Annotated in this window: 13 protein-coding genes; 3 read left to right on the forward strand and 10 right to left on the reverse strand. The window is 73.9% G+C overall.

Annotation, left to right across the window (positions count from 1 at the left end; translation table 11 throughout):
• Window positions 1–39: 39 nt before the first annotated feature.
• The 3 genes from LIU39_RS22925 to LIU39_RS22935 form a co-directional block, all read right to left on the reverse strand.
• The gene (locus tag LIU39_RS22925; RefSeq protein WP_227048724.1) at window positions 40–1,368 is read right to left on the reverse strand and encodes a L,D-transpeptidase; all 1,329 of its coding nucleotides are present in this window, start codon (window positions 1,366–1,368) and stop codon (window positions 40–42) included.
• Window positions 1,369–1,449: 81 nt separating this feature from the next.
• Window positions 1,450–2,688, reverse strand: a complete 1,239-nt coding sequence (locus LIU39_RS22930; protein ID WP_372464013.1) for a CaiB/BaiF CoA transferase family protein — start codon at window positions 2,686–2,688, stop codon at window positions 1,450–1,452.
• A 273-nt stretch (window positions 2,689–2,961) separates the two neighbouring features.
• The gene (locus LIU39_RS22935) at window positions 2,962–3,561 is read right to left on the reverse strand and encodes a YIP1 family protein (RefSeq protein WP_227048725.1); all 600 of its coding nucleotides are present in this window, start codon (window positions 3,559–3,561) and stop codon (window positions 2,962–2,964) included.
• 157 nt (window positions 3,562–3,718) lie between these two features.
• Here LIU39_RS22935 and LIU39_RS22940 point away from each other — a divergent pair, with 157 nt between their 5' ends.
• Complete coding sequence (locus tag LIU39_RS22940) at window positions 3,719–4,423, forward strand: VIT1/CCC1 transporter family protein (RefSeq protein WP_227048743.1); 705 nt, start codon at window positions 3,719–3,721, stop codon at window positions 4,421–4,423.
• 74 nt (window positions 4,424–4,497) lie between these two features.
• On the opposite strand, the gene LIU39_RS22945 is transcribed toward LIU39_RS22940, so the two are convergent.
• The 5 genes from LIU39_RS22945 to LIU39_RS22965 all read right to left on the reverse strand — a co-directional run bounded on the left by LIU39_RS22945 (window position 4,498) and on the right by LIU39_RS22965 (window position 9,775).
• Window positions 4,498–5,631 carry a P1 family peptidase gene (locus LIU39_RS22945; protein WP_227048726.1) on the reverse strand — a complete coding sequence of 378 codons (1,134 nt, stop codon included), beginning with the start codon at window positions 5,629–5,631 and terminating at the stop codon, window positions 4,498–4,500.
• A gap of 90 nt (window positions 5,632–5,721) precedes the next feature.
• Window positions 5,722–6,537: a L,D-transpeptidase family protein gene (locus tag LIU39_RS22950; RefSeq protein WP_227048727.1), complete on the reverse strand. Its 816-nt coding sequence runs from the start codon at window positions 6,535–6,537 to the stop codon at window positions 5,722–5,724.
• 515 nt (window positions 6,538–7,052) lie between these two features.
• Window positions 7,053–8,198: a low temperature requirement protein A gene (locus LIU39_RS22955; RefSeq protein WP_227048744.1), complete on the reverse strand. Its 1,146-nt coding sequence runs from the start codon at window positions 8,196–8,198 to the stop codon at window positions 7,053–7,055.
• Between the two features lie 22 nt (window positions 8,199–8,220).
• The gene (locus LIU39_RS22960) at window positions 8,221–8,574 is read right to left on the reverse strand and encodes a nuclear transport factor 2 family protein (protein ID WP_227048728.1); all 354 of its coding nucleotides are present in this window, start codon (window positions 8,572–8,574) and stop codon (window positions 8,221–8,223) included.
• A 169-nt stretch (window positions 8,575–8,743) separates the two neighbouring features.
• Window positions 8,744–9,775 (reverse strand): methyltransferase, encoded by a 1,032-nt coding sequence (locus LIU39_RS22965; RefSeq protein WP_227048729.1) that lies wholly within the window; start codon window positions 9,773–9,775, stop codon window positions 8,744–8,746.
• Between the two features lie 222 nt (window positions 9,776–9,997).
• On the opposite strand from LIU39_RS22965, the gene LIU39_RS22970 reads away from it, so the two are divergent.
• Entirely contained in the window at window positions 9,998–11,359 is a 1,362-nt protein-coding gene (locus tag LIU39_RS22970) for an amidohydrolase (protein ID WP_227048730.1), read from the forward strand.
• Window positions 11,360–11,468: 109 nt separating this feature from the next.
• Window positions 11,469–12,647 (forward strand): MerR family transcriptional regulator, encoded by a 1,179-nt coding sequence (locus tag LIU39_RS22975; RefSeq protein ID WP_227048731.1) that lies wholly within the window; start codon window positions 11,469–11,471, stop codon window positions 12,645–12,647.
• On the opposite strand, the gene LIU39_RS22980 is transcribed toward LIU39_RS22975, so the two are convergent.
• Together LIU39_RS22980 and LIU39_RS22985 are read right to left on the reverse strand one after the other, a co-directional pair.
• Window positions 12,644–13,129, reverse strand: a complete 486-nt coding sequence (locus tag LIU39_RS22980) for a hypothetical protein (protein WP_227048732.1) — start codon at window positions 13,127–13,129, stop codon at window positions 12,644–12,646. The genes LIU39_RS22975 and LIU39_RS22980 overlap by 4 nt on opposite strands.
• Before the next feature lie 186 nt (window positions 13,130–13,315).
• The gene (locus tag LIU39_RS22985) at window positions 13,316–14,527 is read right to left on the reverse strand and encodes an NAD(P)/FAD-dependent oxidoreductase (protein ID WP_227048733.1); all 1,212 of its coding nucleotides are present in this window, start codon (window positions 14,525–14,527) and stop codon (window positions 13,316–13,318) included.
• Window positions 14,528–14,566 lie beyond the last annotated feature (39 nt).

A 14,566-nucleotide genomic window follows, 5' to 3' on the forward strand; every position in this document is an offset into this window, starting at 1 on the left:
GGCCCCCTCGGGGACCGGCCGCCTGCACATCGTTCGGGGTCAGGCCGCGCTGCCCGCCTGCCACTGCGACCAGGAAAGGTTCCAGCCGTTGAGGCCGTTGTCCGGCTGGACGGTCTTGTCGGGGGAGCCCTTGACGATCACGACGTCGCCGACCAGCGAGTTGTCGAAGAACCACTTGCCGGGGGTGTCACCGCCGCCGCCCTTGGAGTCCTGCAGGCCGACGCAGCCGTGGCTGGTGCCGGACTTGCCGAAGATCGACGGGGAGCCCCAGTAGTTGCCGTGGATGAACGTGCCGGACGAGGAGAGACGCATGGCGTGCGGGACGTCCTTGATGTCGTACTCGCCGCCGAAGCCGACCGTCGAGCCGTCCATCCGGGTCTGCTGGAACTTCTCCGAGATCACCATCTGGCCGTTGTAGGTGGGGTGATCGGCGCTGCCGCCGGAGATCGGGATGGTCTTGAAGGTCTTGCCGTCCCGCTTGATCGTCATCATCTGGGTGTCCATGTCGACGGTCGAGACCTGCGAGCGCCCGATGGTGAAGGAGGCCGTCTTGGACTGGACGCCGGTGATGCCGTTGCCGCCCTGCACGCCGTCCAGATCGATCTTCATGGTGATCTTGGAGCCGGCCTTCCAGTACTCCTCGGGCCGGAAGTCGAGGCGCTGCGCGCCGAACCAGTGCCCGACGACCTTCTGGCCGCTGCTGGACGTCACCGTGATGTGGGACTGGACGTCCTTCTTGTTGGTGATGACCTTGTCGAAGTTGAACGAGACCGGCATGCCGACGCCGACGGTCTTGCCGTTGTCAGGGGTATAGCTGCCGATGAAGCTGTGGGCGGAGGAGACCGTCGTGAAGCTGGCGTTCTCGGTGGCCGAACGGCCCTTGGCGTCCTTGGCGTTCGCCACCAGCTTGTACTTGGTGCCGCGCTCCAGCTGAGTCCCGGGCTTCCAGGAGAGGCCGTCGCCCGATATGGCGCCTTCGACGGGGGCGCCCGAGTCGGCGGCCGTGAGCTTCACGTCGGTCAGCTTGCCGCCGCTGACCTTGACTCCGGTGTCGTTGATGCTGGCGTCCGTCGCGCCGTCCTTCGACGAGACCTTGATCTTGGCGTCCGACGCGTCCTTGGCCGCTGCGGCGTCCGCGCCCGCCTGGCCGTTCTTGCCGTCGCCCGAACCGGCTTCGGCGTTACCGCCGCAGGCGGACAGCGTGAGCGCGCCCGCGGCGAGCAGTGCTGTCATGGCGAAGGTGCGGCGCATCCTGCGGCTGCGGCGGAGGGCTGCTGCGCCCTGCTGCTCGGGCGGCTGGAGCAGCAGGTGCGAGGTACGGGACCGAGCGGTCGCGGTGGTGTCCGGCGATGTCACGAGCTGCTCCATACAAGGGTGTTGTGTTTCCGTGCTGGTAAACAGCACCAACGGGTGGTTTTGGTTGCAGGGTGGACGTTCTTGTGGTCGAGGTCACATGCGCGGCGGTAGGGGGCGGTCGGGTGGCCCCGACAGCCAGGTTCGCAGCGGGGTGCCGTGTTCGTCCAGATGCGGCGGCGCGTAAGGCGCTGTGACGGGCGTCTCGGAGAGCCGCAGCGGGCTGCTCACCTGCGGAATCCGCCCCTCGCCCACCGGTGTTACCGGATCGAGCCCCAGCCGGGCCGCCAACTCCAGGGCCTCGGAGAGGGTGTTGACCGGCCCGCACGGCACGCCGGCCGCGGTCAGCCGCGGGGTCCAGCCCTGGGGAGTGTCGGACGCCAGGAGATCTTCCAGCGTTTTGATGAGGTCCGACCGGTGCTGTACCCGGTCCTGATTGCGGAGGAAGCGGGCATCTTCGGCGAGTTGGGGCGCGCCCAGCGCCTGGGCCAGCGCCCGGAACTGCCCGTCGTTCCCGGCCGCCACGGCCAGCAGCCCGCCCCGGCAGGCCAGCGTTTCGTACGGCGCGATGCTGGGGTGGCGGTTGCCCATCGGGCCGGGATCGCGGCCGGTCGCCAGGTGCCCCGACGCCTGGTTGACGAGCGAGCCGAGCAGCGACGACAGGAGGTTGACCTCCACCAGCTGGCCCCGGCCGGTGCGGTCGCGGTGGTGCAGCGCGGCGAGGATGCCGGTGGCGGCGTCCTTGGCGGTGAGCACGTCCACCAGTGCGACACCGGCCTTCAGCGGCGGCCCGCCGGCCTCCCCGGTGATGCTCATCAGGCCGCCGACCGCCTGCACCACGAAGTCGTACCCGGCGAGCCCCGCGCCGTCGCCGGAACCGAAGCCGGTGATCGAGCAGTGCACGAGAGCGGGGTTGGCGGCACGGGTGGCGGCTTGGTCGAGGCCGTACTTGGCGAGCGCGCCGGGCCGGAAGTTCTCGATCAGCACGTCGGCGCGGCGGGCCAGTTCGCGGGCCGCCGCCGCGTCGTCCGGGTCGCCCAGGTCCAGGGCGAGGCCGCGTTTGGAACGGTTGGCGGCGTCGAAGTAGGCGGCGGTGCCGTCCGGGGCGAACGGCGGGCCCCAGGCACGGGTGTCGTCGCCGGACCCCGGCCGCTCCACCTTGATCACCTCGGCGCCCAGGTCGGCGAGGGTCGCCGCGGTCAGCGGACCCGCCAGCACCCGGCTGAAGTCGGCGACGAGGATGCCGTCGAGGGCGCGGGCGGGCGGACCGGCCGGGCGGGGCGTGGACCGCGGGGGCCCGGCGGGCGGCTGCGACTGCTGGGGCGGCTGCGGCACGTGTGTACTCCTCACGTCGCGGACGGTGTGCCGCCATGCTCGGGGACGCGCTTGCCCGCGCGGAAGTCACCGGGACGTCCAACGGGCCGGGCCACACCCTGCCGCGCCGGAGCGGTGCGCCGCAGCGGACGGCGGGCCGTGCGCACCGGCCCTACGTCCGGGAACGCGCCGCCGTGCGGGAGGCGTTCGCGGGCCTTGTGCGGCAGTTGACGCGTCGGAGGCGACGGCCGGAGGCCCGCGCGAGCCTCCGAAGGGCGTCCGCCCGCGGGCCGTTCAGCTCGCCGGGCCGAGCCTGAGCAGTGCCAGTGCGGCCAGCATCTGGACCGATATGGCGGCGGCCGCCTTGTGCGTCGGCAGGTGGTGCTGGCCGCGTATCAGCAACACCGCGAGGACATACCCGAAGCCCCAGGTCGTGTACGTCGCGGCCTGGATGAAGGTGGAGCCGGCCGGCAGCCAGCTCGCGATGGCCAGACGCGGCAGGTCGGTCGCCCAGAACAGCACGATGAACAGGCTGGCGGTCGGCGCGAAGCGGCCGTTGCCGCCGAGGGTGCGGGCGATGGCGTGGGTGACCGCGCCCAGCGCGAAGCTGGCCAGCAGGACACAGCCGACGGCCAGTCCGACGAGCTGGAGCGCCGCGCCGTGGTCGGCCGCCCACTGCCCGTGGAAGGCGTCCGCCGACAGTGCCCCGATCCCTCCGCTGACCAGGGACAGCATGAAGGCCGCGCTCCACGCACTGCGGTCTCTGGCCTCGTCCAGCACTTCCACCGGCCGGTACCAGAGGCCGAGTATCAGCCGGTGCCACCACAGCCGGCGGCGTTCGGGCGGGCGGCTTTGCGGCTGGACGAGCGTGGGCGGAGGCGGCGGTGCGAACATACGGCCGTTCTACCACCGGCGTTTTCGGGGGAGCTGCGGGGGCGTCGAGCGCGGTGGCGGCGGGCGCGGGTGAGACTCTGCCGGGATGAGCGATCACCTCCCCGAGCGCGACGGCCGGGCCGGGCGCGGTGCCGACGACGCCGGACGGCCCGGAGCGATGGACGGGCACGAGGAGGCGCACGGCGCCGGCCTCGGCGGACGCCTCAACTGGCTGCGGGCCGCGGTACTCGGCGCCAACGACGGCGTGGTGTCCACCGCAGGTCTCGTCGTCGGCGTCGCGGGCGCCACCGGTTCCCGCAGCGCGCTGCTGACCGCGGGTCTCGCCGGACTGCTGGCCGGATCGATGTCGATGGCGGCCGGCGAATACGTCTCGGTCTCCACCCAGCGCGACTCCGAGAAAGCCGCGCTGGCGCAGGAGAAGCGCGAGCTGGCCGGCGAACCGCAGGCCGAACTCGTCGAGCTGACCGGCATGCTGGAGGGCAAGGGGCTGACACCTGAGCTGGCCCGTGAGGTCGCCGAACAGCTCACCGCGCACGATGCGCTGCGCGCCCACGCCGAGGTGGAGCTGGGCATCGACCCCGACGAGCTGACCAACCCCTGGCACGCGGCCGGCGCCAGCTTCCTCGCCTTCACGGCCGGGGCGCTGCTGCCGCTGCTCGCCATCGTGCTGCCGCCCGCAGCGCTGCGGCTGCCGGTCACCGTGGTGGCCGTCCTGGCCGCCCTCGCGCTGTGCGGCTGGGCCAGTGCCCGGCTCGGGTCGGCGCCGGCCGGCCGCGCGGTGCTGCGCAACGCCGGAGGCGGCGCGCTGGCGATGGCGGTGACCTACGTGGCGGGCACGCTGCTGGGCGCCGCCGGCATCTGACCCGGGGGAGGGCCTGTCGTCGAACGCCGCGGGGCCTGCCCTCCGGGCAGACGACGGGAGTTCGACGACAGGACCTACGGGCGGGAGCCCGCGGCGCCGTACAGCTCGCGGTAGGAGGGGAAGAGCCCGCCGGGGCCGTCGACGCTGCCGGCCGCCAGGACCGCGTCGACCACCGCCCCGGTCAGCACGTCCGCCCCGGCGGCCAGGATGTCGTTCAGCGCCCCGGCCTCCGCGTGCACCCCGAACGCCGGGTCGGCGCCGGCCGCTTCGGGCGCGAGCGGGCGGGCCGCGGTGGACAGTGCGAAGACGGTGTCGCCGTCGGAGAGCAGGTGCACCGGGCGCACGGCACGGGCCAGTCCGTCGTGCGCGGTGCCGGCCAGCTTCCGGGCCTGGGCGCGGGTCAGCACGGCGTCGGTGGCGACCACCGCGAGCGTGGTGTTCAGCGGCGGCCGCACCGAGGCGGCCGAACGCGCCTGCGCCACCTCCTGGGCCTCGGCCAGCCGCCGAAGCGCCGCCGCGTGCACGGCCGGCGCGGGGACGACGGGCAGGCCGTCCGTGCCGCCCGCCGGGAGGTCCTCGTACCACCGGCCGTACAGGGCGCCGGTGCGCGGATCGACCGGCGAGCCCGCGGCGTTGACGGCGGCCAGCGCCGCGACGGTGACGCCGGACGGCAGGACGATGCTCGCGCTGCCGATGCCGCCCTTGAGCCCGCCGGCCACCGCGCCGGTGCCCGCGCCGACATTGCCGCGCGCGAACGGCGTGCCCGGCGCACCGGCCGCCGCATCGGCCGCGGCCCGGCCGAGCGCCGCGTCCGGCCTGGCCCGCCAGTCACCGCCGCGCCCCAGATCGAAGAGGGCCGCCGCCGGGACGACCGGCACCACCTGCGCCGGATCGGGCCCGACGCGGAATCCGCGGCCCCGGTCCTCCAGCCACCCGGCGACCCCCGACGCGGCGTCAAGCCCGAAGGCGCTGCCGCCGGTCAGCACGATCGCTTCGACCCGCTGGACGAGATTGCGCGGATCCAGCGCGTCGGTCTCGCGGGTGCCGGGCCCGCCGCCGCGTACATCGACGGCCGCGACGGCGCCGCCCTCGGGGGCGAGGATCACGGTGGTGCCGGTGAGATATCCGCCGCCGACGCGCTGGGCGTGGCCGACCCGCAGGCCGGGGACGTCGGTCAGGGCGTGGCGGCGGTGCACTGCGTCAGCCATGTCTCATGGGTACCACGGGCGGCGCGGGCGCGGGTTCTGAGCGGCGATGGAGGCGGGACCGGCCGGGCGGCGAGCCCGGCCGGCGGGCGGTCAGCTGCCGGCCGGGCCCATCACGATCACCGGGTGCTTGGCCGGGTCCAGGGTCCGCAGCAGTTCCTTCATCACCTCGGGCTTGAGGCTCACGCAGCCCTGGGTGGGCCCGTCGTGGTCGACGTGCAGCCAGACGCCGCCGCCCTTGTCGTCGCCCTCCGGGCGCTGCGCGTCCAGCGGCGAAGTGCCGGTCACCCGGTTGTAGTTGATGGCGATGACGTAGTCGAAGGCCCCTGCCAGCGGCTCGCCCTCGACGCCGGTGCCGTTGGCGACGAAGTTTTCGTCGTGGCTGTAGGGGAGCTTGGTGCCCTCGGGCGGGGCCAGCCGGCCACCGGCGTCGGTGAGCGTGAAGACACCCTCCGGCGAGCGGAGGTCGCCGTAGTGGTGGTCGTCGGTCCAGCCGCGTGCGGCGTTGTGCGCGGCCCACTTCACGCCGGGACGCCAGTCGTCGGACCCCTTGGCGCGGGTGTAGAGGACCACGCGGGAGTTGTAGGAGCCGGACCCCTTGCCCGTCACGACCAGTACCTGACGGGAGTTGGACGGTATCCGCTTGCGGTCGGCGTCGCTCAGGCCCGGGATCTGACGGACGGGGGCGGCGGCGTTCGTCACCGGCTTGTTGGGCTCCGGCTTTTCCGGCCCCGACACCGTCTTGGGGGTGCCGTTCTTGGCCTGCTGCTGCGCGTCGTGGTCATCGCCCGATGCGGGCCAGGCCCACAGGGCGGTGCCCACCAGCGTGGTCAGCGCGAGACCGCTCACGGCCTTGCCGCGGCCGGACAGGCTTCTGCGGGCGCGGGGCTGAGCGTGGCGCGGGGCCATGGCTGGCGTCTCCTCAGGTACGGACGGGTGGACGGCCCGTGGGCATAAAAAGGGCAATCTGCACCCTACCGCGAGGAGGCCCCTATGCCGTGACGGCCCCCGCGCGGACGGCCGGAACAAGCGGTCGAATCGCCGGAGAAACCTGCCCTTTCGCGGCGTAATGGTGAGATTCGTTCCGGGCGTGGCGTGCGCGGACGCGGCGCGCGCGGGGCCGCCGAACATGGCCGAATATCGCAGCAAATTCCCGTACGCACAGCGAAAGTTGGCCGTCGTTCGCAGGGGAGTCGCAGATCACAGGTGCGGGTGTCGCGGGGCGGGCGCGGGGGCCGGTGCCGGGGCGTCAGGAACGGGGCCGCATGGGGCCGATCCGGGACGGGTGCGGCGGTTCGTCATGCTTCCGGGCGAAGCGGAAAGCGCGTCACGGCCGCCCGGAACCCGGCGTCGTGTTCACCGCAACGGCGCAGCGCGGATCCGGCCGGATGGCGGCGGGCGGCCGGTGCCCGGCTCGGGTGGCGCTATTCCGTCAGGGCCGTGCCCTGACGGGTCGTGAGGGTGACGCCGACGGCGACCGCGGCCGAGCCGACCAGGCCCGCCGCGAGGACCGCGAGGTGCCCGGCGAAGGTGCAGGCCAGTATGAGGACCGCGGCGAGCGGCAGGACCAGCTGCTGGGCCGGGCCGCGCTTCTGGTGGCGGGAGTGGATCAGCCAGACCGAGAAGAGGAACAGGGCGGCGGGCACCGTGACGCACGCGGACGCCGCCGGCGTCGACAGCTCGGCCTTGCCCACCGACTCCTCCACCGCCACCTCGATCCCCGCGCCGACCGCTGCGGCCGAGCCGTACACCAGGTAGTGGCCGTAGCCCCACGCGAACGCCTGCCTCCTGGAGTGCAGATGCAGGTGGATGGGGACCGCGAAGTAGATCCAGTACGCGGCGAAGACCAGCAGCAGGCCGCCGGCCGCGATCGGCAGCAGGGCGCCCAGTTCGTCGTGCTCGTCCAGCGCCGACTGCACGGCGACGGTGGCGGCGGAGATCGTCTCGCCCAGCACGATGATGGTGAACAGGCCGTAGCGCTCGGCGATGTGGTGCGGATGCCAGGCGGTGCGCCGGTTCCGTTCGGCGAAGGCCGGTACGGACATCTCCAGGACGGCCATGACCAGGAACACCCACGGCCGGCCGGTCGCCGGCAGGAACAGCAGGGCCAGCCAGCCGACCTGGCACAGGCTCACGCCCAGCGCGTAGCGCAGCGCCGTGCGGCGTTCCTCGCCGCGGCCGCCGTGCGCGGCCCGCAGCCACTGGCTGACCATGGCGACCCGCATGACCAGATAGCCGAACCAGACCACCGCGAACTGGTTGTCGTTGAACGCCCGCGGCACACCGGCCGCGAGGATCAGCACCCCGGCGATCTGGACCAGCGTCACGATCCGGTAGAGCGTGTCGTCGGTGTCGTAGGCCGAGGAGAACCAGCTGAAGTTGACCCATGCCCACCAGATGGCGAAGAAGAGCATGAGGTAGCCGGTGATGCCGTGCCCGGCGTGGCCTTCGGCCAGCGCGTGCGTCAACTGGCGGCCGGCCTGGGCGATGCCCACGACGAAGCACAGGTCGAAGAAGAGCTCCAGGGGCGTGGCCGCGCGGTGTGCCTCGTCGGGGTGGCGCTCGCGCATACGGAACGGCACGGTGCCCCCGTCAGCCGGTGATCCGCATCAGCCTGATGCGGTCGCCGTCGACGGTGAAGGCGAAGACGGACGGGCCGTGGAAACCGTTGCCGCCGACCTGGGTGCTGACGGTGGTGGTCGCGCCCTCGGTGCTGGCGCCGGTGACCTCCAGGGTGACCTGCTTGCCGGTGAACTCGGCGTCGCTCCAGCCGCGGATCTCCTCGCGGCCGCGGAATTCGCGGCCCCAGTCGTTGACCGCGCCGTCGTGGGCGAAGCAGTCGGCGAAGCCGTCCGTGTCGCCGCCGTTGGCGCGGTACAGCGCGCGCTGGACGGGCGGCGGGAGGGACGTGCCGGAGGGGTCCGCCGGGCGGGGCGCGCGGGTCATGGGGGCTCCTTGCCGGTACCGGCCCCGGGCGGGGCGCGCGGGAGCCTTTCCCAGTACAGCGCGGGCCGGACGATGCCGCCATCGAGCGCCGGGGCCCGGCCGGGCGTGTCGCGTGCGCACGGGTGACGGGCGGGCCCCGGACGGTGCGCGGCACCGGACGCCGGGGCCGTTAGTCGGCGACGGCTTCCACGATCGAGGGGAAGGCGGCGGTCGGCAGGACCCGGGTGAGGCGGAAGCCGCCGGCCGCCAGGAGCGTGGCGAACTCCTCGGCGCTGCGCTCCCGCCCGTCGGCCACCGCCAGCATCGCGACGTCCATCGTCTTGCCGAAGTGCGGGGCGTTGCCCGGCGGCAGCACGCAGTCGACGATCAGCAGGCGGGTGCCCGCAGCCATCGCCGCGCGGCAGGTGCGCAGCAGGTGCCGGCAGGTGTCGTCGGGCCAGCCGTGCAGGACGTGCTTGAGGACGTAGATGTCGCCGCCGGTGGGGACCGCCTTGAGGAAGTCGCCCTCCTCGGTGCGCCAGCGGCCCTTCAGCTCGTCGCCGTCCAGGAGGTGCCGGGCGAGCGGCGGCGCCTGGTCGAAGAGGACGCCGGTCAGCTCGGGACGGCGGCCGAGAACGGCGCGCAGCAGTCCGCCGCGGCCGCCGCCGACATCGACGACGGTGCCGGTCGCCGGGACCGGGTAGCTCTCCGCGACGGCCTCGTCCACCGGCTCGGAGAGTGCGGAGATGCCGTCGTCGTAGTGGGCGCGGGCGGCCGGATCGGAGGTCAGGTGGGCGAAGAGCGGCTGTCCGACGAGCCGCTCGAAGGGGCTGCCGCCCTGCCGGACGGCCTCCTCCAGACCGGCCGCGGTCTGCACGAACAGGGCGTCGGTCGCCATCAGGACGGCGGTGTGCAGCGAGTCGGGGATGTCGGTGCGCAGCAGCCGGGCGGCCGGCGTCAACTGGTAGGCGCCGGAGGCGTCCTCGCGGAAGATGCCGCGGGCGGCGAGGTAGCGCAGGAGGCGCCGCAAGTGCGGTGGGTGGGTGCCGGTGGCGTCGGCCAGCTGCTCGGGGGTGCGCGGGCCCTGGGCGAGGTGGTCGGCGATGCGGTGGAGGGCCGCGGTGCGCAGGGCTGCGGAGAAGAGGTGGCCCATCGCCTGGTCCATCAGGTGCGTGGCGATGTCGGCGGGTTCGCCGGTCGGTCGGGGGGATGAAGTGGCCAACGTCCGCCTCCGGTCATCGACGTGGACGTGCCGGTCCACGGTCGCAGCAGGCGGCCCCGGTGTCACGAAGACGCCGTGCGGTACCCGCGAAGTCCGGCCAGATGCAGGCCAGGTACCGGCCGGTGGCAGTGTCGTGGCGGGCGGCGGCGGGCCGGCGGCCGATGTGCGGCGATCCGGTCCGGGAAGCGGTGCGCGGGCCCCGTCCCGTGGTCGAATGCGCGTATGAGCGACCGTGACAGTGACCGCGCCCGCCCCGGCACCCGCGTACCGGACGCCGTCCGGGGCCCCGACGCCGACCCCGTCCCCGATACCGCTGCCCCTTCCGCATCCGCCGCGCACGCGGCGCGGGAGGCCGTGCTGGCTCCGTTCGACACCCGCATCGCCGACCTGGTGGCGCTCTACGAAGACCTGCACCGGCACCCCGAACTCGGCTTCCAGGAAACCCGTACGGCGGCCGAAGCGGCCCGCCGGCTGACCGGAGGCGGCTACGACGTCACCACCGGCATCGCCGGCACCGGCGTCACCGGGGTGCTGCGCAACGGTCCAGGCCCGGTGGTCCTGCTGCGTGCCGACATGGACGCGCTGCCGGTCACCGAGCGCACCGGCCTCGACTACGCCTCCACCGTCCCCGGCCGGATGCACGCCTGCGGGCACGACGTGCACGTCACCTGCCTGCTGGGCGCCGCCGACCTGCTGGCCGCCGGGCGCGCCCACTGGTCGGGCACCCTGGTCGTGCTGTTCCAGCCCGCCGAGGAGGTCGGCAGCGGCGCCCGCGCGATGCTCGACGCGGGCCTCTACAGCGAGCGTCTTGTGCCCGTCCCCGATGTCGTCCTGGCCCAGCACGTCGCCCCGTTCGGCGCCGGGCTGATCGCCTACTGCTCCGGCGCCGCGATGGCGGCGGCCGACAGCCTGGAGATCACCTTCCACGGGACCGGCGGCCACGGCTCGCGGCCGGAGACCACCGTCGACCCGATCCTGATGGCGGCGTCCTTCGTGCAGCGGGTGCAGTCCGTGGTGGCCCGCGAGGTGGCGTCCAGGGAGCAGGTGGTGATCACGGTCGGCTCCTTCAAGGCGGGCGACTCCGCCAACGTCATCCCCGACCGCGCCGTCGTCAGGCTCAGCGTCCGCAGCTTCGACGAGTCCGTACGGTCCCGGGTGCTGGCCGCCGTCGACCGCATCGCGCGGGCCGAGGCGGACGCGTCGGGCGCGGACCGGGCACCGGAGACGGAGATCCTGGACTCCTTCCCGGTGACCTACAACGATCCGCTGACCCTGCGGAAGGTCAACGAGTCCTTCACCGAACTCTTCGGCCGGCAGCGGCTGTTCGCCTACGACCCGGCATCGGGCAGCGAGGACGCCGGGCTGCTGGCCACCGCGGCGGACGCGCCGCTCTACTACTGGTGGCTCGGCGGCTGGGATCCGCAGGAGTTCCACACCGCGCTGGCCGCAGGACGGCTGGCGCAGGACATCCCCTCCAACCACTCGCCGCGCTTCGCGCCCGTGGTCCGCCCGACGCTCACCATGGGCGTGCAGGCGCTGGCCACGGCCGCGCTGAACCGGCTGGAGGCGCCGGACATCGCCTGAGCAACCGGTGCCCGTCCGGGTGCGGTTGACCTTGACCTTGGGGGAAGCCGCAGCATCGGGCGGGCCGGGCGAGGTGCCCGGTACGAGGAGGACGGACGGGGCGCGGGGTATGGACGTGACCGATGTGCCGGGGCCTGCGGGCGGACCGCCGGGCGGTGACGCCGGGCAGGCCGATTCCCGGGCGCTGCTGACGATCGGGGCGTTCGCCCGTGCGTCCCGGCTCTCGCCCAAGGCGCTGCGCCTGTACGACGAGCTGGGCCTGCTGCGGCCCGACCGCGTCGACCCGCTCAACGGCTACCGCCGGTACGCCCCGGACCAGTTGGAGGCGGCCCGGCTGGTCGCCCGGCTGCGCCGGCTCGGCATGCCGCTGGGCCGGATCCGGGAGGTGTGCGCACTGCCGCACGCCGCCGCGGCCGACGCCGTCGCCGCCTACTGGGCGCAGGCCGAGGCCGACACCGCGGCCCGCCGCGACCTGGCCGCCTTCCTCGTCGACCAGCTGTCCAGGAAGGGCACCACCATGAACGCAATCCGAACCCCGCTCGCCATGCGGGCCGCTGCCGGTACCGACGGCGGCCTGGTCAGAACCGTCAACCAGGACACGGCGTATGCCGGGCCGCGGCTGCTGGCCGTGGCGGACGGCTACGGACCCGGCGGCGGCCCCGCCGGAGTCGCGGCGGTCGACGCCCTGGCCGCCCTGGAGGACCAGGACCAGGGGCTTGCGCAGGAACAGGACCCGGCCGGTACGGACCTTCTCCACTCCCTTGAGGAGGCGGCCCTTCGCGCCAACCGGGCCGTCCAGCGGCTCGGCGCGGACCGGGCGCCGGGAGACGCGGGCGGCGGCGATGCGGGCAGCACCCTGACCGCGCTGCTGCGCTCCGGCCCGCGGTTCGGGCTGCTGCACGTCGGGGACTCGCGCGCCTACGTCCTGCGGGACTCAGGGCTCGTGCGGATCACCCACGACCACAGCCTCGTGCAGTCGCTCGTCGACGAGGGCCGGCTCTCCCCGGATGAGGCGCCCGGCCATCCGCAGCGCGCCCTCCTGGTGCGGGCGCTGGACGGCGGCGCGGCCTTCGTGCCCGACCTGGACGTGGTCGAGGCGCGGCCGGGCGACCGGTATCTGCTGTGCACCGACGGGCTGCACGGCGTGCTGCCGACCGGCTCCCTCCAGGACGTCCTGGCGGCCGCGGCAGGTCCCGAAGAGGCGGTGCGGGACCTGATCGCGCTGGCGCGGGAGGCGGGCGGGCCGGACAACATCGGCTGTGTGGTGGCGGATCTGACCGCTGCCTAGGAGGCGTCGCGTCCGCCCGCCCGGGAAGGGCGGGCGGACGCGGGCTGTCCGGCGGCGAAGGCCGAGCGCAGCCGGCGGCCGTTCGCGATCAGGACGACGAGGAGCAACAGGACGCCGCAGACGGCCTGTTCGCTCTTCAGCCACAGCGGGAAGCTGCCGGGCAGCGCGAGGATCACCGCGATGGCCACCAGCATGATCGCGGACGCAAGACGCAGCCGGAGATAGGAGCGGCGGTGGCCGCGGGCCGTGCGGGCGGCGAAGGAGAGCATGAGCAGGGACGTGACGACGACGATGACCGAGCGGACCCAGGCGGCGTCGGTCACCAGCCCGTGGTGGTCGCGCAGCAGGATGACGGCGGCGAGGGTGAGCACGCTGAGGGCGGCGTACCAGCCGACGAGGTGGGTGGTGCTGCGCAGGGCCCGCCGGGTGCGCGGGTGGCTCAGCGCCTGAGCCGGAACCGTGGGCGTCTTGCGGGTGGTCATGAGGGGCCTCCGTTTCCTGGATCACCCGCTCCTGGCGGGCAGTTACCAGGATCCGGCCCGCCCGCCGTGCCTTCATCGTTCACCTGGACGAGACGCGGCCCGGCCGGTCTCGGGGGCCCGTAGGGGCGGCCCCGTAGTGGATCCGGGCCGGTGCTCTCAGGGTCCGGATCTCCTACGGGGCCGGGCTCAGGCCAGGCCCTTGAGCATGCCGCGGAAGTACATCTGCGGCAGCCCGTAGCGCTTGAGGAACCACATGTCGGTGCGCTCGCGGGTGGTGTCGAGGAAGGGGAACGAGGGGGCGGGCGTCAGGTCGTAGTCGAATTCGGCGAGCAGCATTTTGTGGCGGGCGGTGACCAGGGGGCAGGAGGTGTAGCCGTCGTAACGGGTGGTGGCGGGGCGGCCGGTGAGGCTCGCCCGGAGGTGGTCGACGACGACCGGGGCCTGCTTGCGGATGGCCGCGCCGGTCTTCGACGTCGGCAGGTTCGCCGCGTCGCCGAGTGTGAACACCTCGGGGAAGTCCGGGTGCTGGAGCGTCGCGCGGTCGGCCTTGACGTAGCCGTAGGGGGAGTCGGGGTCGGCCAGCGGGCCGGTCGCCAGCCACTCGGGGGCGCGCTGCGGCGGGACGGCGTGCAGCAGGTCGTAGCCCAGGATCTCGTCGGAGCCGGTGGCGTGGTCGGTGATCACCACCTGCTGTGCGGGGCCGTCGACGGCCGTCACCTCGGAGCGCAGGCGGACCTCGATGCCGTAGCGCCGCGCGGCCGCCTCCAGCGCGCTGTTGAAGACCGGCACTTTGAACAGCGAAGGCTCGGGCAGCACCAGGACCACCCGGATCGCGTCCAGGACGCCGCGCTTGCGCCAGTGGTCGGCGGCCAGGTACGCGATCTTCTGCGGGGCGCCGCCGCACTTGACGGGTCCTGACGGCATGGTGAACACGGCCGTGCCGCGCCGCATCCGGCGGATCAACTCCCAGGTGTGCGGCGCGAGATCGGGCCGGTAGTTGCTGGTCACGCCGCCGTGCCCGAGCGCAGGCGCCAGGCCGGGCACGCCGTCCCAGTCGAGACGGAGGCCGGGGGCGAGCACCAGGCGGCCGTACGAGAGGGTCCGGCCGGCGGCGGTGGTGAGGGTGCGCGCGGCCGGGTCGACGGCGGTGGCGCGCTCGCGCAGCCAGCGCACGCCGTCCGGTATCAGCTCGGCCTCGGTGCGCAGCGCGGCCCGCAGCGGGGCCTGGCCGCCGCCGACCAGCGTCCACAGCGGCTGGTACCAGTGCGTTGCGGACGGTTCGAGCACGGCCACGTCGCGGGCCCCGGCCCGGCGCAGGCGGGCGGCGACGGTGAGGCCCGCGGTGCCGCCCCCGACGACGAGGACCTGGTGGTGGGACGGGCTGGTGGCGGATGGCATGGGGCCTCCTGGTGACGGTGGGATGGATGGGGAGAGGGG

Origin of the sequence: Streptomyces pinistramenti, assembly GCF_020564935.1 — a bacterium.
Classification (GTDB): Bacteria; Actinomycetota; Actinomycetes; order Streptomycetales; family Streptomycetaceae; genus Streptomyces; species Streptomyces pinistramenti.